The sequence below is a fragment of the Nitrospira calida genome, from assembly GCF_976986435.1.
In genome coordinates this window covers 1,839,060-1,856,814 of sequence record NZ_OZ335950.1, presented here as the reverse complement: position 1 = coordinate 1,856,814, position 17,755 = coordinate 1,839,060, and the positions used below count along the sequence as shown (strand labels likewise).

General features: G+C 61.6%; 20 protein-coding genes. All 20 read right to left on the bottom strand.

The window, feature by feature from the left end:
• Window positions 1-32 precede the first annotated feature (32 nt).
• The 20 genes from ACWHTU_RS09180 to ACWHTU_RS09085 all read right to left on the bottom strand — a co-directional run bounded on the left by ACWHTU_RS09180 (window position 33) and on the right by ACWHTU_RS09085 (window position 17,728).
• Window positions 33-827 carry a flagellar motor protein MotB gene (locus ACWHTU_RS09180; protein ID WP_447863222.1) on the bottom strand — a complete coding sequence of 265 codons (795 nt, stop codon included), beginning with the start codon at window positions 825-827 and terminating at the stop codon, window positions 33-35.
• A 94-nt stretch (window positions 828-921) separates the two neighbouring features.
• The gene (locus ACWHTU_RS09175; protein WP_447863221.1) at window positions 922-1,689 is read right to left on the bottom strand and encodes a flagellar motor protein; all 768 of its coding nucleotides are present in this window, start codon (window positions 1,687-1,689) and stop codon (window positions 922-924) included.
• 78 nt (window positions 1,690-1,767) lie between these two features.
• The gene (locus ACWHTU_RS09170; protein ID WP_447863220.1) at window positions 1,768-2,340 is read right to left on the bottom strand and encodes a chemotaxis protein CheW; all 573 of its coding nucleotides are present in this window, start codon (window positions 2,338-2,340) and stop codon (window positions 1,768-1,770) included.
• Window positions 2,337-4,022, bottom strand: coding sequence for a methyl-accepting chemotaxis protein (locus ACWHTU_RS09165; protein WP_447863219.1), 1,686 nt, complete (start codon window positions 4,020-4,022; stop codon window positions 2,337-2,339). Before ACWHTU_RS09165 ends, ACWHTU_RS09170 begins: the two co-directional genes overlap by 4 nt.
• Before the next feature lie 85 nt (window positions 4,023-4,107).
• Window positions 4,108-5,217, bottom strand: coding sequence for a protein-glutamate methylesterase/protein-glutamine glutaminase (locus tag ACWHTU_RS09160; protein WP_447863218.1), 1,110 nt, complete (start codon window positions 5,215-5,217; stop codon window positions 4,108-4,110).
• A gap of 68 nt (window positions 5,218-5,285) precedes the next feature.
• Entirely contained in the window at window positions 5,286-6,233 is a 948-nt protein-coding gene (locus ACWHTU_RS09155) for a chemotaxis protein (RefSeq protein WP_447863217.1), read from the bottom strand.
• 52 nt (window positions 6,234-6,285) lie between these two features.
• Window positions 6,286-8,172, bottom strand: a complete 1,887-nt coding sequence (locus ACWHTU_RS09150) for a chemotaxis protein CheA (protein ID WP_447863216.1) — start codon at window positions 8,170-8,172, stop codon at window positions 6,286-6,288.
• Window positions 8,173-8,202: 30 nt separating this feature from the next.
• Complete coding sequence (locus ACWHTU_RS09145; protein ID WP_447863215.1) at window positions 8,203-8,793, bottom strand: protein phosphatase CheZ; 591 nt, start codon at window positions 8,791-8,793, stop codon at window positions 8,203-8,205.
• 82 nt (window positions 8,794-8,875) lie between these two features.
• Window positions 8,876-9,256, bottom strand: a complete 381-nt coding sequence (gene cheY / locus ACWHTU_RS09140; protein ID WP_447863214.1) for a chemotaxis response regulator CheY — start codon at window positions 9,254-9,256, stop codon at window positions 8,876-8,878.
• Window positions 9,257-9,272: 16 nt separating this feature from the next.
• The gene (locus tag ACWHTU_RS09135) at window positions 9,273-9,689 is read right to left on the bottom strand and encodes a response regulator (protein WP_447863213.1); all 417 of its coding nucleotides are present in this window, start codon (window positions 9,687-9,689) and stop codon (window positions 9,273-9,275) included.
• A gap of 54 nt (window positions 9,690-9,743) precedes the next feature.
• On the bottom strand, window positions 9,744-10,565 hold the full coding sequence (locus ACWHTU_RS09130; protein ID WP_447863212.1) for a CheR family methyltransferase: 822 nt from the start codon (window positions 10,563-10,565) through the stop codon (window positions 9,744-9,746).
• Window positions 10,566-10,645: 80 nt separating this feature from the next.
• The gene (locus ACWHTU_RS09125; RefSeq protein ID WP_447863211.1) at window positions 10,646-12,505 is read right to left on the bottom strand and encodes a HEAT repeat domain-containing protein; all 1,860 of its coding nucleotides are present in this window, start codon (window positions 12,503-12,505) and stop codon (window positions 10,646-10,648) included.
• Entirely contained in the window at window positions 12,502-12,735 is a 234-nt protein-coding gene (locus ACWHTU_RS09120; RefSeq protein WP_447863210.1) for a helix-turn-helix domain-containing protein, read from the bottom strand. Before ACWHTU_RS09120 ends, ACWHTU_RS09125 begins: the two co-directional genes overlap by 4 nt.
• A gap of 110 nt (window positions 12,736-12,845) precedes the next feature.
• Entirely contained in the window at window positions 12,846-13,433 is a 588-nt protein-coding gene (locus tag ACWHTU_RS09115) for a PilZ domain-containing protein (RefSeq protein WP_447863209.1), read from the bottom strand.
• A gap of 124 nt (window positions 13,434-13,557) precedes the next feature.
• A complete protein-coding gene (locus ACWHTU_RS09110) occupies window positions 13,558-13,872 on the bottom strand; it encodes a hypothetical protein (RefSeq protein WP_447863208.1) in 315 nt (104 codons plus the stop codon).
• A gap of 9 nt (window positions 13,873-13,881) precedes the next feature.
• Window positions 13,882-14,277: a flagellar export chaperone FliS gene (gene fliS / locus ACWHTU_RS09105; RefSeq protein ID WP_447863207.1), complete on the bottom strand. Its 396-nt coding sequence runs from the start codon at window positions 14,275-14,277 to the stop codon at window positions 13,882-13,884.
• A complete protein-coding gene (gene fliD / locus ACWHTU_RS09100) occupies window positions 14,274-15,686 on the bottom strand; it encodes a flagellar filament capping protein FliD (RefSeq protein WP_447863206.1) in 1,413 nt (470 codons plus the stop codon). Before fliD ends, fliS begins: the two co-directional genes overlap by 4 nt.
• Window positions 15,687-15,707: 21 nt before the next feature.
• A complete protein-coding gene (locus ACWHTU_RS09095) occupies window positions 15,708-16,070 on the bottom strand; it encodes a flagellar protein FlaG (RefSeq protein ID WP_447863205.1) in 363 nt (120 codons plus the stop codon).
• 83 nt (window positions 16,071-16,153) lie between these two features.
• The gene (locus ACWHTU_RS09090) at window positions 16,154-16,981 is read right to left on the bottom strand and encodes a flagellin N-terminal helical domain-containing protein (RefSeq protein WP_447863204.1); all 828 of its coding nucleotides are present in this window, start codon (window positions 16,979-16,981) and stop codon (window positions 16,154-16,156) included.
• 213 nt (window positions 16,982-17,194) lie between these two features.
• Entirely contained in the window at window positions 17,195-17,728 is a 534-nt protein-coding gene (locus ACWHTU_RS09085) for a hypothetical protein (RefSeq protein ID WP_447863203.1), read from the bottom strand.
• Window positions 17,729-17,755 lie beyond the last annotated feature (27 nt).

Genomic DNA, 17,755 nt, shown 5'->3' with positions numbered 1-17,755 from the left:
CTGGTCTCTTCCACCAAGACCGCCGCCGGCGGTTACGTAGCCCCTTTATCGGCCACCGGTGGGGAAACTGAAGGCCCCCGCGTCACGCCGACGCCCGATGTGGCCATCTGCTCCGATTGTTCGAGCACCACGATCTCCACCCGGCGATTTTTCGCGCGGCCTTCGGCGGTGGAGTTGTCGGCAATGGGCCGGGAGTCGGCGTAGCCGATCGCAGCCGCATGGGCAGGAGGCACACCGTAGAGTTCAGTGAGGATCCGCACGACCACGACCGCCCGCGCCGCCGACAGCTCCCAGTTCGAGGGATACTGAGCGGTCCGGATCGGCACGTTGTCCGTATGGCCTTCCACCTTGACCGGGCGATCCAACTCGACCAATACATCGGCCAGTGCCCGAAGGAACGGCAAGGCGTCCGGGCGAACGACGGCCTCGCCGCTGGCGAACAGAACATGGTCCGGGATGAAGATCACGATGTTTCCGTCCGAACGTTCCATGACATGAATAATCGCAAACTGCGCGGCCGGCTGCATCGACTTGACAATTTCCCGCAGCCGCCGGATCACAGGTTCTTTGGTGCCAGGCAGCCGCGGCGCGACCAGCGCCGGCTTGTACTCTCCGATATTGAATGCCAGGGGCGTCGTCGGTTGACTCACGATGGGGTGGAGGGCGGCCTTGATCGACTCGCTGACGGTCCGAAACCGGCCTTCATTGACCACGGAGACCGAGTACATCACGACAAAGAACGCAAAGAGCAGAGTGATGAAATCGGCGTATGACACCAGCCAGCGCTCGTGGTTCTCGTGTTCTTCGTGTTTGGACTTCTTGGCCATCGATCCATCCGTCGTTCGGCCCTCGTCGCTCGTATCTCGCGAGGCGCTGCTTGTCAGACCGTCACGAGAGACGCTTCACACTTCTCGAGTTGCGTTACGTCTTTTCCTTCGCGCGGTCACGCTCCGGCAGGTAGCTTGCTAGTTTTTCCTGCAGCAGCCGAGGGTTTTCTCCCTGTGCCAGGCCGACGAGGCCCGTGATCAGCATGGTGCGGAGGGCGGCCTCTTCCTTGAGCTTGAGTTTGATCTTGTTGGCGATAGGCAAAAACAGCAGGTTTGCCGATCCCACGCCGTACACCGTGGCCACGAAGGCGGTGGCGATGCCGCCGCCGAGCTTCGACGGATCGGCGAGGTTTTCCATGACGTGGATCAAGCCCAGCACAGCGCCCAGAATGCCGATCGTCGGCGCATAGCCTCCCGCCGCCTCCCACACCTTGGCGGCCGTCAGGCCCGCCTCTTGATGATGCTCCACTTCGATCTCCAGGATGTCACGCACCACCTTCGGATCCGTACCGTCTACGATCAATTGCACGCCCTTTCGAAAAAACGGATCCTTGATCTCCTTCAGCTTGCTTTCAAGCGCCAAGAGACCCTGCTTTCGGGACAGGGTGGCGAGGTCCAGAATCTGCGTGATGGCGCCCGTATGGTCCTGCTTGGCGTCCTGGATCGCCAACCTCGCCAGACCGAGGCTTTTCAGCACCACCGGCAGCGGATGCTGAACACAGACCGCGCCGCACGTGCCGCCGATCACGATGACGAAGGCCGTCAACTGAAGAATCGAACCGATATGGCCTCCTTCCAGTGCCTGTCCGCCGACGATCGAGCCGAGCGCGACGACGATCCCAATGAGGGTGGCGAGGTCCATGGCGCTCAGCCTTTTCGGCCGCTCAACAAGGATAACGGAACAAGCACGCAACTCATCGCCGGTCCGCTCCCGCTTTGATCATCGCACGACCGCGTCCATCGCCGGCTGCTCGGCTGGCATCAGCAGCCGCGGCAAGTCCAGCACGATCAGGAGCCGATCGTGGACCCGGCCGACGCCTTGAGTGTACTCGGCTCCCGCCGCCGTGCCGACCGCCGGCGGCGGTTCAATGGCGCTCCGCGGAATGCGCAACACTTCCTCCACCGAATCCACAGCCAACCCGACCAAGCGCTGCCGGACCGACACCACGACGATTCGCGAGCGGGCAGTCCGCTCGATGTCCGGCAACCCGAAACGACGGCGCAGGTTCAGCACCGGAATGATCCGTCCTCGCAGATTGATCACCCCCTCCACATGGGAGGGCGCTTTCGGCACCCGCGTGATCTCGGCCACGCGATTAATCTCCTGAACGCTCAGCACGTCCAGCGCGAATTCTTCGCTTCCGATCCGGCACGCCACAAACTGGCAGAGCTCTTCCCCCGCCCCGGCCTCTTGGTCGACGTCCGCATTCGATGCCGACGAGGCCGCCGACGGCAGGTGATCAGTCTGGTCGATCATCATGCCTTCCTCTCCCTGATCGCCCGCTGTGATCACACCTTGAATCCGCTGACGATGGTTTGCAACTCGGCCGCGAGCTGACTGAGGTCGTGGCTCGCCTTCGCTGATTCGTTGGCGCCTACCGCGGACTCCTTGCTCACCTTCGCGACGTTTTCGATGTCGCCCGCGATTTGCTGGGTCGCGACCGATTGCTCCTCTGATGCTACGGCGATCTGCCGAATCATGTCCGCGCTTTGCGTGACCATCTCCGCGATGCGAGACAGGGCTTCGCCCGTTCGGTTCACCAGATCGACGCCGCCGGCCACCTTCTGGGTGCCTTCTTCCATCGAGTCGACTGCGCCCTTGGTGTTGTGTTGGATCTCGCGGATCATGTTGCTGATCTCCTTGGTCGCCTTGGTCGTGCGCTCCGCCAGCTTGCGGACCTCATCCGCCACGACGGCAAACCCACGGCCTTGCTCACCCGCTCGCGCCGCTTCGATCGCCGCGTTCAACGCCAACAAATTCGTCTGGTCGGCAATGTCCTCAATGACCCGCACGATCTGCCCGATTTGATCGGACGACCGGCCGAGGGCCGAGATGATGGTCGCGGAGTTCGCCACGGCGTCGGAAAGTTGTTTCATGCCCGAGATCGTCTCTCCGACGATCACCCGCCCATCCTTGGCCGTCTTGACGGTCTCTTGAGCGATGCCGGCCGCTTTACTGGAGTTCTGGGCAACCTCCGCGACGGTGGCGTTCATCTCTTCCACGGCAGTGGCTGTTTGCGTTGCGCGGGATGACAACGTCTCTGCCCCTTTCGCGATTTCCTCGGCGGTGGCCGAAAGCTCGGCGGAGGCGGACGCGACCTTGTCGGTGACATGAGCGACCTTCGCAATCATCTTTTGAAGCTTGTCGATGAACGCATTGAAGTACCCGCCCAATTGGGCGATCTCGTCCCTCCCCTCGACGGGCACTCGCTTGGTCAAGTCGCCTTGCCCTTCCGCGATGTCCTTGGAAATCTTGGTCATGTTGCCGAGCGGAGCCAGCACGAATATCCGCAAAAGCACATACACGACGACCAGCACGCCCAACACGACCGAAACCAACACCAAGCTCGTCCGAACCAGCGATTCATCCGAGGCAGCCTTTGCGGACGCCATCGGAATCCCGATGGTCAAGACGCCGAGCACGTCACCGACCTGCTTGCCTTGGTGGCACGCGATGCAGGCCGCCGTGGTCGCTTTGTCCGGAGTCGCACGACGGAAGAGAAGCACCCCCGAGACATCTTCGACTTTTGTGTAACTCTCGGCTCCGCTCATAATAGCCTGGATCGCCTGCCTTTCGAACTCGTCTCGCGGTCCGTTGTCCGGATTGAGCGGTTCTCGGCTGATCAGTCGAGTCCTGAACAGTCCTCCCTTCGAGGCTTCTTCCCCCATTTCTCGCGTGGCGGTCGCGGGGAACGGGATCGCGTTGGGGTTGGATTCATGGTCCTTCACGACAAGGATGTCCTTGCCCGCCTTGGAGTTCTTCAGCTTGGCGACGTAGTTTTTGGCGATATAGGCGCGCATGATCTGGATCTGCGCTTCGATGACCCTCCCGCGCGCGTCCAGCAACCCGAGAATTTTCGCCTGCTCCTGCTGGTAGACGAACCACAGGCCGACCCCTGTCACCACCAATGCCACTCCGCATATGGACACGACGAATTTAGGTCCGATCGTCATGTTCTTCAGAAACTTCCCCATAGCATCCCCTCCTTCTGATCGCCAGCGCTTCCCGCTCCACAACGAATGCTGTTCTGCTGAGTTCTGCCTCTGAGAGCCTGATAGCTCACACCATATTCACGATTTCCCCTGCCATTTGGGATAACGGAACGATTTTGTCGGCATACCCGGCTTCGATGACCGCTTTGGGCATGCCATACACCACGCATGTGGCTTCGTCTTGCGCGAGGGTGCGACCCTTGGCTCCCTTGATCGCGCGCATGCCTTCCAGACCGTCATGGCCCATGCCCGTCAGGATCACGCCGATCCCCCGTTCGCCGTACACCGCCGCCACCGATTGCATCATGATGTCGACCGAAGGCGCATGCAGGAGACCTTCCGAATCCGGACTCAACGACACCTGAACGTCCAGTGCGCTCCGCCGGGCGACCCGCAACTGGACGCCTCCCGGTGCGATGAGCACGACGCCTGGCTTCACGATGTCGCCGTCAGCGGCTTCACGGACATCCAGGCGGCAGATCTGATTCATCCGCTCGGAAAACGGTTTCGTGAAAAACCTCGGCATGTGCTGGACGATCACCACGCCCGCCGGCAAATCCTCCGGCAACCCCGCCAGGATCTCCATCAAGGCCTGCGGCCCCCCGGTGGAGCAGCCGATGGCGATCACTTTGCCGCCGCGGGTGGCGGCCACAGTGTCGGCGGACAGGTGAGACAGAAGGGACGGAGAGCGGGAGGGCACAGGCGAATGCCTCGTCGCCCATGGTTCCTTCTTCCGGTCTCGAAGCCCGACTTTTCCCTTCGCACCCGCCGCGGCCATTACCTTCGCCACGAGTTCGGCTCGGATATCGATACACCTGGCCGCCATGCCGCCCGGGTGTTTAAACACATAATCCACTGCTCCGAGTTCGAGAGCCTTCAGAGTTTCCTGGGCCCCGTCCGCGGTCAGCGAGCTCACCATAATGACCGGGAGCGGAGTGGTCGCCATAATGTGCCGGAGGGCAACCAGCCCGTTCATGCCGGGCATCTCGACGTCGAGGGTCACCACATCCGGTCGGAGTTCCTGAATTTTCTGAATGGCTTCCTCTCCGTTTCGGGCGGTTCCCACAACCGTGATACGGCGGTCGCCCGCCAACACGGCCGACAAGGTCTTGCGCATGAACGCCGAGTCGTCGACGACCAGGACTCGGACGGCTGTAGTGTTCAATGTTTCTGGCACGCTCCGCTCTCCACATCGGCGGAGGCGCGGCGTCATTCGCCTCCGCAATCGTTCGTTCGGCAGAGTTTTTACAGGTGACGCAGCAAGGTCTCGCCCAATACCCGCGGGTCGAATTTCGCGACATAGTCGGTGGCGCCGACAGCTTTTCCCCTGGCCACGTTGCAGCTCCCCGTCAACGACGAATGAAGGATCACAGGCAAATGGGAAAACCGCGGATCGGTCCGGATCTGCTTGGTCAAGGTAAATCCGTCCATGTCCGGCATCTCGATGTCGCTCAACACCACCTGGACATACTCGTCGACCTTCTGAGCCTTTTTCGCAGCCTCCTGGGCCAACCTTTCCAGCGTCTCCCATGCTTCCTTGCCCGTGGCGGTCTGCAGAAAGCCGACTCCGAGCCGTTCCAGCGTCTTGCGGATCTGAGTCCGTGCAACGGAGGAGTCGTCGGCGAACAGGACGCACTTGGCTTTGGCCTTCGGGCTGATTTCAAGGCCCGCATACAGTTCATCGTCCGCCCGCGGACAAACATCGTTGAAGATCTTCTCGACATCGACGATCAGCACGAGGCGGCCGTCCTCCAACGTCGTCACCGATGTGATCGTCCCCCGGTTGTTCTCAAGGACCAAACGAGGCGGCGTTTTGATCTGATTCCACGACATCCTGATGATGCGATCCACGCCCGAGACGCGAAACGCCTGCAGGCTCCCGTTGTATTCGGTGACAATCAGATTGCCGCTGCGACCGTCCTTTTCATCATCGCCGGAGACCTTATCGCCGAGCCCGAGCGCCGTCCTGAGGTCAATGACCGGCACCATCGTTCCCCGGATGTTGGCCATGCCCCGAATGCGGGGGTCCGCCTCGGGCACATGCGTCACGGCCGGCAGTTTCATCACCTCCCGCACTTTGAAGACGTTGATGCCCAAGACCTCGGCGGAGCCGACGTGAAACAGCAACAGCTCCATCCGGTTGGCCCCGGCCAGTTTCGTGCGAGCATCCACTTCGTGAATCAGAACAGACACGGTGCGCCTCCCTTCTTGCGTGCTGCGCTCCTCGTCCCTGCACCCTTGGGTCTCACTTGGCCGCCGCGGTCCGACAAGTTTTGGCGTTGTGCACCAGTTCAGCGATGTCCAGGATCAGCACCACCTTGCCCTCGCCGGTAATCGTCGCGCCCGCGATGCCCTTGATCCCGTCCAGGTAATCCCACATGGACTTAATGACGACTTCTTCTTGGGAACGCAGATGATCCACGACCACGCCGATTCGTCGCTCGCCCAATCCGGCCACCACGACATAGAAGGTCTCTCGGTCAAGGTCGACCGGAATCTCAAACTCCTCGGCCAGACGGATCAGCGGAAGCACGCGCTCGCGAAGATGCAGGACTTCACGGCCGTTGATCGTTTTGATATCCGAGCGCGAAATCTTCACCGCCTCGATGACCGAGCTGAGCGGAATCGCAAACGTCGTTCGCTCGACCTCCACCATCAGCGCCTGGATAATCGCGATGGTGAGCGGCAACTTGATCGTAATCTGGCTTCCTTTGCCCTGCTCGGACTCGATATCCACCGTGCCGTTGAGGCGTCGAATGTTAGTGCGAACGACATCCATTCCGACACCTCGGCCTGACACATCGGTGATCGTTTCGGCGGTGCTGAATCCCGGCAGGAAAATCAAGTTGATGATCTCGCGTGGCTCCATGGACGCGAGTTCCGTTTCACTCACCACCCCTCTCGCCAACGCCTTGGCCTTGACCTTGTCCAGCGCGATGCCGCGGCCGTCATCCTGAATCCGAATCACGATACTGTTGCCTTCCTGGCTGGCGGCGATCCGCAACACCCCCTCGCTAGACTTGCCGGCCGCCCGCCGTTCAGCCGGCGTTTCAATGCCGTGATCGATCGCGTTACGGACGAGATGGACCAACGGATCACCGATCTCATCGGCGACGGACTTGTCCAACTCTGTGTCTTCGCCGTGAAGATCGAGCCGCACGTGCTTGCCAAGCTTTTGCGACAGATCCCGCACCATGCGCGGCATCTTGGCCAGCACTTTGCGGATCGGCAGCATACGCGTCTTCATGACCGCCAACTGGAGATCCGTGGTTACGAGATTAAGCTGTGCCAAGGTCTCGCCCAACGCGCGCACGGTCGGGTCGGACTCGTACGCCTGCTCCAAGTGCCCCCCGATCTTGACGAGACGATTGCGCCCGAGCACGAGTTCGCCGACCAAATTCATCACGGCGTCCAAACGTTTCGTTTCGACCCGGATGGTTTGATCGTCCTCCGGGTTCCGCCCCGCTTTGTCCTGCTTGTGCAACGCGGCTTCGAGCGCGCGTTCGGTGATGGCTTTGGCTTGAACGAGGATCTCGCCCAACGGGGTTTTGGGATCGGATTGACGTTGCTGTTCGTTCAGTGCGTCCAATACTTGCTCCTTCGTGGCGGCGCCTTCGCCGACCAATATTTTGCCGATCGTCGGGGCGACAGATGCGGACGGAGCCGATGCCGACTGAGTCGCGGCCGCGGCGGATGTTGCGGCCTCAACCGACGGAGAAGTCGCCGCAGCCGCCGCGGAAGCCGGTGCGGACAGGAGCGCGTCAAGTTTTCTCGCCATCGTCTCGGTCGGAACATGGCTATCGGTTCCCGATTCGCGGACGGCCGCCATCAACAGTTTGATGGTGTCGACGGCCTCCAGGATGACGGTGACGACCTCGGGCAGGACCTTCATTTCCCCTTGGCGGAGTTTGTTCAGAACGTTCTCCGCGCGATGCGTGATGTCAACGATGCGGGTGAAGCCGAGAAAGCCGGCCGAACCCTTCATGCTGTGCATGGCTCTGAAGATATCGTTGAGCAGTTCCGCGTTGGCCGGATCGGCCTCCAGCGCAACAAACCGTTGATCGAGCGTGTCGATCATCTCCTGCGATTCGGCGAGAAAGTCGTTCAAGATATCCTGCATCTCGTCGCCCATGGCATCCTCGCGGTCTGGCAAAAATCCGATTCAGTGAAAACCGAATTGCGTCAAAATCTCGTCGACCAGCGCTTGTTTGATCGCGGTGGACTTGGACGCGTCCAGTTGCTTCAGCATTTCATCGGCTTTCCCGTTCACGCCGTGATCGGTTGGGTACCGGATCGGTCCGAAGACGACGATCAGCTCAAGCAACTTGCGTTGGACATCGTTCAAAACGGCGGCCAACTTCTGCACCCGTTGCGCGACCAGGTCCTGGAAAGACAGCGCGGTCATGAGATCGATCAGCCGTTTATCGTCTTGAGCCAGGGTTTGAGCCGCCTCGTCCAATCGCCGGGCCGCCGCCTGCGTGTCGGCATTCGCCGCAAGAGAAGCCGCGAGAGCGCCCAGGGTTGTCGCGACCCGCGCGTGGTTCTCTTGGATGGCTTCGGCCAATCGCATGACCTCGTGGGTTCCCTCCTCCGTCAAGCGGCACAGATCCGTGAGGTGCGTCGCCGCTTGCGGCAGTTGAAGGGTCGTGGCGATCACCGGCCCCCCGGCTTCCTCCAGCTTGTGCATCGCCGTCTCGATGTACCGGGCCAATTCGCCGAGTTCCTCGTACAGTTGTCGATTCACGTTCCCCACACTGAACTCCCGGCCTCGATCACGCGAGCTGGACACCGGGTTGCAGACGCAGGCGAGACACGCCCTTCGCTTTTTGCCCACGTCACTTAAAAATTTTGTTCATTTTGTCCTGGAGCGTCTCGGCCGTGAACGGCTTCACGATGTAGTTGCTGACGCCGGCCTGAATGGCTTCCATCAGGTTGTCCTTCTGCGCCTCAGCCGTCACCATCAAGACCGGAATTCCCTTAAGCCGCTCGTCGCTCCGGATGGCCCGCAGCAGATCGATTCCGGACATGACCGGCATGTTCCAATCGGAGACGACAAACCCATAGGTGTCCGTCTTGAGTTTGCTCATGGCTTCCTGTCCGTGCTCCGCCTCTTCGACGTTGTTGAAGCCGAGTTGTTTCAGAATGTTTTTGATAATCCGCCGCATCGTGGACATGTCGTCCACGACCAGGATTTTCATATTCGGATCGGCCCCCATCTCCGCCCTCCTTGCCTCAGTTTCGTCCGCTCGTCAGCGTCCGTCGTACTTCTTGGGCCAGCTGCTCCTGCGTCACCGGTTTGATCAGATACGCCGCCGCACCAGCCTCCAGGCCGTGCTGCCGTTCGCGCTCTTCGCCTTCGGTAGTAAGCATCACGATCGGAATCCACTTGAAGACCGGATCCTGCTTGAGCGCCCGGGCCAACGCCACGCCGTCCATCTGCGGCATATTCATGTCCGTGATGACCAAATCCACCGACCGAAGCGCGAGCTTCTCCAGCGCATCCAGCCCGTTGACCGCATGAACCAGGTCGTAACCCTCCTGCCTGAGGTAGACGGAAAGCAACCGCCTGGTGGTCGCACAGTCATCGACGATCAGGATGGTCTCGGCCATCGCTTCGAGCTCCGGCGCCTGCGCGGTCTCGTGGGGCATGGAACGCTCACGTTCCGCTTGTCGCCGTCTGTTTCAGACCTCCCGTTTCGCGCATCACGCTTTCCTGTACACCACGGATCGGTTTGCATGAACCGGCTGAAATGCGCGGGTGAGGTTGTGCAAGGATTCCGAAAATCCAATGACGAGATACCCGTTCGGCTTCAGGCAGTCGTACAGGTCATCCAGAACCTGTCGTCTGGCACGGTCGTCGAAGTAGATCAGGCAGTTGCGGCAAAAGATCACATCGAGACCCCGGATGAGTTTCAGCCGCGGGCGATCGTACAGGTTCACGTTGGCGAACTTGATGAGGTGTTTGACCCTAGATGACAGAACGTACTGGCCATCTTCGACCGTGAAATATTTTTGAAGAATCGCGGGGGGCACGTTCCGGACGGCGTACGGTCCATACACCCCTTTGCGTGCGGCATGCAAGGCGGTTTCGCTGATGTCCGTCGCCAGAATCTCGATCGACCACTTGGCGAGCGGAGCGTGCTCCAACAACATGATGGCCAGCGTATACGGCTCGTCGCCGGTGGAACACCCCGCGCTCCACATGCGGAGCTGTGAAGTCGCCTGATTGTCATCCATGACCGCCGGTAAAACGGTGTTCATAAACGCCTCCAGTTGCGGCATGTCGCGGTAGAAATACGTTTCGTTCGTCGTGACGACGGAAAAAAGCGCGTTGAGCTCTTTGCCATGCCAGGCATCGAACCGGAGCACCTTGCAATATTCCTCGAACGAAGTGCAGTTCCGCGCCCGCAACCGTGGTAGCAGGCGACTTTCCAACAAGTATTTCTTGTTGTCCTGGAACAAAATTCCCGTGCGCTCATAGATGAAGTCCCGCAATTCCCTGAACGTGGCGTCGCTCAGTTGCATGAACCCGCTCCTACGACGGAATACGGCGGATGCGCCGGCGGACTCTTATCGCGGGGGTCCGCTGGCGTCACGCACGCGGGTCAACACGGCGACTCGCCGGCTCCCGATCCCCTGCCGATCTGAACCAGAGCCTCCTCCGCCGCCCGCCGGAGGAAGTCCGGTTCCCGAGCATCCGCGGCGATCTTCGTCAAGGCAGCCACGGCTTCCGCCGCTCGCCTCGAGCCGAGGCGTTCAATGGATCGATATCGGACCCAAACATCGGGGTCCCGGAGACCCAGACCAATGATCGCGGTGCGGCCTTCTGGCCGGTCGCTCTGCGAGAGGCCCATGACCGCCGCCAGCCGAACCTGCTCATGATCATCCGACATCGCGATTTCCAACGCTTCGCAGGCGCGCGGGTCGTCATAGCGACCGAGCGCTTCGGCAGCAGCCCGGCGCACCGACCATTCCGGATCGTTCATTGCGACGAGCAAGGGTTGCAAGCCTTCCGGCAGAGCCATGCGTCCGATCAGTTGCGCGGCCGACGATCGAACTTCCGGGCGCGGATGGTCGAGCAGAGCGACCGCCGACATGCCGATGTCCTGCGACGAGACCGTCGCCAGCGCGGCGATGATGTCCTCGCGCACGTCCGCATATCGCTCCACGGTCAGCATATCCAGCAACGATCGGAGATCGGTGAGACGTCCGGTCTCCGCCAAAATCCGGACAGCTTCTGCACGCACGTACCCGGTCGAATCACCGACGGCCTGGTGGACGGCTCGCATCGCCTCATCCGTGCCGATCATGGCCAGCGCCTGCACCGCGAGCTTCCGCAGCTCCCAATGGGGACTGCCCAGACGAACCGCGGCTAGGGCCGGCGCCGCATCGGCGCAACGCATGGTGCCCAGCGCCCGAATCAAAACGGTCCCGAGCGTCATATCGGTTTCATCCGGCCGCACGGCTCCGATCAGTCGCGGCGCATCGCCGATCGAAGCTAGAGCGGAGACCGCTCGGCCGATCGCCTCTTCGCTGGGATTGGCCCATCCGCGGCAGGCGTTCAGAATCAGTTGCGTACCCCGCCCATCGCGCAGTCGCCCCAGAGCTGTGATCGCGGCCATGCGACTGCCAGGATCGGAATCGCGCAAGGCTTCGCTTAACAGCGCCAGCCAGGTCGTCGTATCTCGCGTCGCCCAGACGTCGGAGTCGACGCGATCCGTGATCGTCACGAGTGTCTTTATCAGAGTCGCGCGCAATTCCGGATTCGACGATTCGACCAGCCGCATCAGGACCGGCACACTTCGCCCCTCGTGATCCAGCCGGGCCATGGCATCGATCGCCGCGCATTGCACCGGATCGCCGCCTTTTTCCATCGCCTTGATAAGCGGAAGCAGAGACGCCGGTTCCCCGATCTCCGCCAGGGCCGAGATGGCCGAAACCGCCACCCATTCCGTATCCTGAAGAAGCCCGATGAGACGAGGGACCGCCTCCGCCGCACGGAGGTGGCCGAGGGTCTCGGCGGCCGCAGCCCGCACATTGGCATCTGGATCCGACAGCAACGGCATCACATGAGCCACGGCTCGCGGGTCGTCCTGTTTGCCCACAATGTCCACGATGAATTTGCGCACATTGGGGTCGGGAGACCCGAGGTGCGGCAGGACGGACTCCAGGACGTCGCCAGCGATGCCTTCCAGCACTTCGATGGCGGAATTCCGTACGGCAGGGGGCTCGCGCAACATCTGAATCAGCCGTGTCGCCACGCGCCGCCCGCCTATACGCACGAGACCGTTCATCGCCGCCTGCTGAACTCCGGGACTCGCGTCGCGCAGGCCGGCGACGAGGGTCTCCACGGCTTTCTCGTCCCCCTGCTCAGCCAGCGCTTCCAAGACCTCTCGACGCCGCAGGGATTCCTCGCGAATAAGGCGTTCGTGGGGTCGCGTCGCCTGTGTAGGTGGTTGGCTCATGTTTCACGGCCGGCGCGGATATGCATCCATGCGTGGAGATCCCCGCGGAGGAAACGCCAGTGTTTGCCGATCTTCACAGCCGGTAACCGCCCCAGCCGGGCGAGCTTGTAGACTGTAGATTTGGGAACGCGAAGAAACCGCGCCACATCCTCGACGGTCAAAATCTCGCTCGGCACCGAGGCGTGTTCGTTGGCGTTCCTGTCGGTTGCTGCCGCTGGGGTGTCGTTCATCGCGAATGTGCTTATCGGCCTTTGCCGGAAAAATCTTGAGGGTGGCATGTTCGAGAGGCGGACGCGCGGAGCAACGAACGCTCGCGCAAAACGCAAAGACGCGGGCGCTGCTATCCTCCGAGCCGCCTGGCACGCAACCGTTCCGCTTGAATGTGGAGGATGTGTCGGATCAGGCGTTCCCGGTCATCCGGCTCAATGGCGGTAAATTCGACGGATACACGCCGGCTCGATGCGTCGGTTTTCAGCGGGGCCACGGCGACAACCGCGGCCATAGCGTGGACCGGCGTAAAGGGGGGCAACACCAACGAGATCGACAGCATGTCGCCGATCTCGATCGGCTGCTTAGTTTCGAAGGCGAGACCGCCTGCACTGAGGGTGACCTCGGTCAACTCCGGCAACGCGACGGCCTCGGGCTTCATGTTCGCCAAGGTGGTCAGGATGAGATTCAATAACCAATCGATCTTCATCAACCAAGGCACAAGCGAGGACTCGGCCGTCACCAATTCTGCATGAGCCAGGAGATCGGCCGTCGGTTTCACGATGAAAGTCGCAAGCGAACGCTCGATGTTCGAGGCCGCGCTCGCAGCCTCAGTCTCCTCCGTATCACCCTGGACCCGATAAGACAGCAGCAGGCGGTCCTCGATCCGCAACCACTCCCGACGCTCGTCCGGTGTGATGGTCTCGCCCGTCGAAGACATCCCGTTCTCCGCAGCCCGGTTCATCGGCAAGGGGTTTGACAATGCGGCTGAAACCCGGCACAGAGGCCCGCCGGGCGAGGCTCAGTGGCAGACACCGGTCACACCGGGCCGGTTTCACAGCAGGTCAACCCCGGCAGTTCGTCAGGCGGCCGATCCCGCGGTTCAAGTGGTATAGCTCTCGAAGACGCCTCAGCCGGTGCCGGGCCGTGACGGTTTCCTCAAGCGAGGCGCTCAGCGCGGCCACGACCGCACAGGCTTTTTCGTAGATCTTCCGGTCGATCGCCGACAGGCGAACAGCGAGCGCAGCGGAGATCTCCCCCTCGCCGAACGCCACCTCGCGTTCCCGATAGCATCGCAGGACTTCGTCCCAACGGCCTGATTGGGCTGCTGCGAACGCTTGGTGCGTCAAGGCTTCCGCTCGCTCATCTTGTCTCGCCACGAGAATGGCTCACGCTCCCACGGTTCGTTTGTACATCCCTTCGCGCGCCACCGTGGCCCAGGCTTCGCGTAGGGTCGCCAGACACCGGAGCGGCCCGTCCAGACGCTTCGGCTCGTGATGCAGGTTCGCACGGGTGCATTCGTGCAGCACATAGTCATACAGACGCCGGAGAGACTGGGCGATATCCCCTCCACGTTCCATGTCTAAGACATTCGAGAGTTCACCGACGATGGCGATGGCGCGTCCGAGAAAACGCGCCTTGTCCCGATGATCGTTGCGCAGGATGCCTTCGCGGGCCAGTTCCAAACTGCGGACCGCCGCATCATACAACAACACGATCACCTGCACGCCGGAGGCGGTCATCACCTGCGTGCGCTGATATTGGCTGACGCCGTAGTTGGTCATAGTTGCCGTTCCTGTACCAATCCGGTTCGCGACCGGAGAAATGATAGTTGCCCCTGTAGTTGGCTGAGCAAGGCATCGAGCGCCGCGTACTGGGCGCGGAGACGCGCTTCGTAGGCGGCCAAGGCCTCCTCCTTTCTGGCGATTTCCTTGGCCAGATCGTCGATCTGATCGGTCAGCGACTGCTTGCGCAAGGTCAAAGCGCCAGCGACGACATCATCCAAGGCGTCGACAGCTTCGGTGATCCGCTGAGCTACGCCAGTGGTGCTCGCCTGGTTGATAAAAAGAGCCTTGACGGCGCTGTATTGCTCGCTCAGGGCCGAGTCCAATTTCGCGTCGTCCAGGCTCATCGTCCCATCGCGTTCTGTTTTGAAACCGATTTGTCCCGTCGCCGTATAGATGGAGAGACCGCTCACTTCATCGGACAGGGCCCGGCGGAGCCGGCTCAGCACCGTCTTGGGAGTGCCCTCCTTGAAAAACAGGCCGCCTGTTTGGGCAGTGACGTCGTAGGTGCTTCGCTCGTTGATGAATTTAACGATGTCGTTGTAGGCATCGAGCAGGGCCTTGATGTTGGCTTTCACGGCGGCGGTGTCCCGGGAGATACTCAGCGTGACTGTGTTGGTTCCCGTTGTTTTGATCAGCGTGAGCGTGACGCCGGGGATCGCGTCCGTGATCGTGTTGCTGCTCCTGGTCAGGGTCACGGGGTTCTGCGAAGGATCGCCCAGCACAACCTCGGCGTCTTGCGCCGCTTGCAGCACATCCGTGCCACCGGTGCCGCTGGCGTTGAGAAAGTCCAAATCCGTCGTATCCGTGACGATGGTCACGGCGTTGCTCGCCCCGGTGCTCGTCGCCGTCAGAACCAGCCGGTAGGCGGGCGCCGCGTCCGTTCCCGTGTTCAGTACCGAAGCCGAGACGCCAGCTCCCAAATCGTTAATCGCGGCTTTAAGATCCTCCAAGGTGGCGGTCGCGCCCAGGGTCACGGTCTGATCGGCGCCCGATCCCACCCGGAATGTAAACGTGGCAGACGCGCCGCTCACGATGTCTGTGGTGGGGGCGGCGACGGCCTTGGCCGCCTTATTGGTGATCTGATGCGCCTGAGCCAACTTCGTGACATTCACCGTGTACGTGCCGGCCGCCGCCGTCGAGGACGCGGAGGCGATCAGAACGGTCGGGTCGCCGACGGACGCACTCGACCGATCGAACGTGGTGGCTAAACGGAGGGCATCCGCCGCGCCCTGCAGCGACAGGAGTTTCGTTCCCAGCACTCCGTAATCGGTCAGCTTGCTTTTGAGTGCGGTCTGTGTCTGAACCAACTTGTCGATCGGCAGGCGCTGGATTTTGACCAGTTGATCGACGACCTGACCGAAGTCGATCCCGTTGCCGAGCCCACCGAAGCTAATGCCGGCTGCCATCGCTTTCCCGTAACGGTGGAATTACACGTGTTCTTGCAGCAAAAGACCGGTCACGCCGTCGAACCGTCTAGCCAGATCGAGGAGTTCTTCGGGTGGAATCTGCCGGATCACCTCGCCGGATTGGCCGTTCACGATCTTGATGACGACTCGGTTTAACCCCCGGTCGATCTCGATCAGCAAGCGTGCATCCGCACCCTGAAACACCTCCCGCACCCGCGCGACCGCACGCTGAAGGGCCTGCTCATCCGGGGCCGCGTCCCGCTCCATCATCGCACGGCCGGCAACCGCTTCCGGCGTTTTGGCCCGGTCCGCGACCGAATGGCCGGCGCCGAAGTCGCGCAGGACTCGGCGAAGCTCCCCAGTTCCTGCGATGTTGTTGATCATCGGAGCCCCCTCCCGGCGCGCTCATCCGCCAGCGTCCCCTCCCCGCTCGTGCGGAGAGAGGACGGGCGAACGGACGGGCTAGCCTAGCCCCGCAGTAGGGCGAGCGCCTGCTGCGGCAGCGTATTCGCCTGCGCCAAGACCGCAATGCCAGACTGCACCAGGATCTGGTTTCGCGTGAACTGAGCCGTTTCGTACGCGATGTCGGCGTCGCGGATTCGGGATTCCGCTGCGCTCAGGTTTTCGCTCGCCACTTGGAGGCTTGCAATCGTCGCCTCGAGGCGGTTCTGATAGGAGCCGTAGTCGGCTCGGGCGGTTGCCACCGCGCTGATCGCGCTGTCGATGTTGCTCAATGCGCTCTGCGCGTTGTCTGCCGTCGAAATATTCACCGAGCTGAGGCTGAGGGATTGCAGGTCCAGATCTCGGAGCGCAATCGACAGGGTATTGCCAGCCCCGCTTTTAAAGCCCACCTGTAAAGTGAAGCTGTTCGAGGTGCCGCTCAGCAGGAAGTTCCCGTTGAACTCCGTCACGCTGGCGATCCGATCAATTTCCGACCGGAGGGCGAGGAACTCTTGATCCAAATACGACCGCTCGGTCGAGCCGAGGGTTCCGTTCGACGCCTGCGACGCCAGCTCCCGCATCCGCGTCAGAAGATTCCCGATCGTCGAGGCGGCCCCGTCCGCAATCTGGGTCAGGCTGATGCCGTCGTTCGCGTTGCGGATGACCTGGTTGATGCTCCGGATATGGGCGCGCAAGGTTTCTGATACGGCCAGTCCCGCCGCATCATCGGCCGCGCGGGTAATCCGAAGACCCGAAGACAGCCGCTCCACCGAACGCTGCAACGCCTCCGAGCTTACACTGAGGTTGCGTTGCGCGGAGATCGACGCAATATTGTTGTTGATGGTAAGAGCCATGGAGGCTTCCTCCTTCTTGACAGCAACCTATGCCACAGCCCCTCGGCTTCCGTGCCGAAGGCCTCATGTCTGCCCGGTCGGCCAAGAGGAAGTGCTCCGCGCCCCCCTTGATTCCGCCCGGGCTTGCTGAGGAACTTATCGGCGGATGGTGTCGGAGACTTGAGCGCGCCGCGGCGGTGACGAATCAATCTCGCACCGCTAAAAAGCAGCTGGTCAGGCTCGACCATCCAAGCGCGGTAAGAGTTCATACTCCAACACATCGGCCAGACGGACCGTATCGAGGCCGGTGCGCGCGTCGATCAAGTTCGTCAACGGGATCGCCATCGTTGCCCCGGCAGCGGGTTCGTGCCCCTTCTGGCGAACCGTCTCCGCCAGTTCGACATAGTCAGCGAGTTTGCCCAACCAGAGATCGAACAGCGCCAGATCCCCGTGCCCCGCTCTCAAGTCCCTCACCAGTATCTCCCCTTCGCGCTTCAACACCGTCGCAAACTGGTTCAGCGATTCCCGCGCGCTCGCGACAAGCTCGGGGATCGTGCACGATGCGGCCCGAACCGTCGCCACGTCTTTCGCCGCCCGCGTAAGCAACGAAGGGGTCAGATCGCGGTCGGTCATCCGGCGGCCGTCGATGGCAAGCCCTGTGACAACGCGATCCTTCGCCTGAGCCCGATCGTTCACTTGCGCCAGAATCTCCCCCAACGACGCCTCGCCGTTGACCTCCCATTGCTCGTCGTCCAGCATGACCTGCATCGCGGCACCTCCTCGGTTGAACCTCGT

What these genes read in the sequence shown, in the direction of transcription:
- ACWHTU_RS09095 (WP_447863205.1), bottom strand. Translation starts at nt 16,070, where the DNA reads ATGATCAACAACATCGCAGGAACTGGGGAGCTTCGCCGAGTCCTGCGC.
- ACWHTU_RS09130 (WP_447863212.1), bottom strand. Translation starts at nt 10,565, where the DNA reads ATGCAACTGAGCGACGCCACGTTCAGGGAATTGCGGGACTTCATCTAT.
- ACWHTU_RS09120 (WP_447863210.1), bottom strand. Translation starts at nt 12,735, where the DNA reads ATGAACGACACCCCAGCGGCAGCAACCGACAGGAACGCCAACGAACAC.
- ACWHTU_RS09090 (WP_447863204.1), bottom strand. Translation starts at nt 16,981, where the DNA reads ATGGCTCTTACCATCAACAACAATATTGCGTCGATCTCCGCGCAACGC.
- ACWHTU_RS09125 (WP_447863211.1), bottom strand. Translation starts at nt 12,505, where the DNA reads ATGAGCCAACCACCTACACAGGCGACGCGACCCCACGAACGCCTTATT.
- cheY (WP_447863214.1), bottom strand. Translation starts at nt 9,256, where the DNA reads ATGGGGGCCGATCCGAATATGAAAATCCTGGTCGTGGACGACATGTCC.
- ACWHTU_RS09180 (WP_447863222.1), bottom strand. Translation starts at nt 827, where the DNA reads ATGGCCAAGAAGTCCAAACACGAAGAACACGAGAACCACGAGCGCTGG.
- fliS (WP_447863207.1), bottom strand. Translation starts at nt 14,277, where the DNA reads ATGACCAACTACGGCGTCAGCCAATATCAGCGCACGCAGGTGATGACC.
- ACWHTU_RS09115 (WP_447863209.1), bottom strand. Translation starts at nt 13,433, where the DNA reads ATGTCTTCGACGGGCGAGACCATCACACCGGACGAGCGTCGGGAGTGG.
- ACWHTU_RS09165 (WP_447863219.1), bottom strand. Translation starts at nt 4,022, where the DNA reads ATGGGGAAGTTTCTGAAGAACATGACGATCGGACCTAAATTCGTCGTG.
- ACWHTU_RS09150 (WP_447863216.1), bottom strand. Translation starts at nt 8,172, where the DNA reads ATGGGCGACGAGATGCAGGATATCTTGAACGACTTTCTCGCCGAATCG.
- ACWHTU_RS09135 (WP_447863213.1), bottom strand. Translation starts at nt 9,689, where the DNA reads ATGCCCCACGAGACCGCGCAGGCGCCGGAGCTCGAAGCGATGGCCGAG.
- ACWHTU_RS09175 (WP_447863221.1), bottom strand. Translation starts at nt 1,689, where the DNA reads ATGGACCTCGCCACCCTCATTGGGATCGTCGTCGCGCTCGGCTCGATC.
- ACWHTU_RS09085 (WP_447863203.1), bottom strand. Translation starts at nt 17,728, where the DNA reads ATGCAGGTCATGCTGGACGACGAGCAATGGGAGGTCAACGGCGAGGCG.
- fliD (WP_447863206.1), bottom strand. Translation starts at nt 15,686, where the DNA reads ATGGCAGCCGGCATTAGCTTCGGTGGGCTCGGCAACGGGATCGACTTC.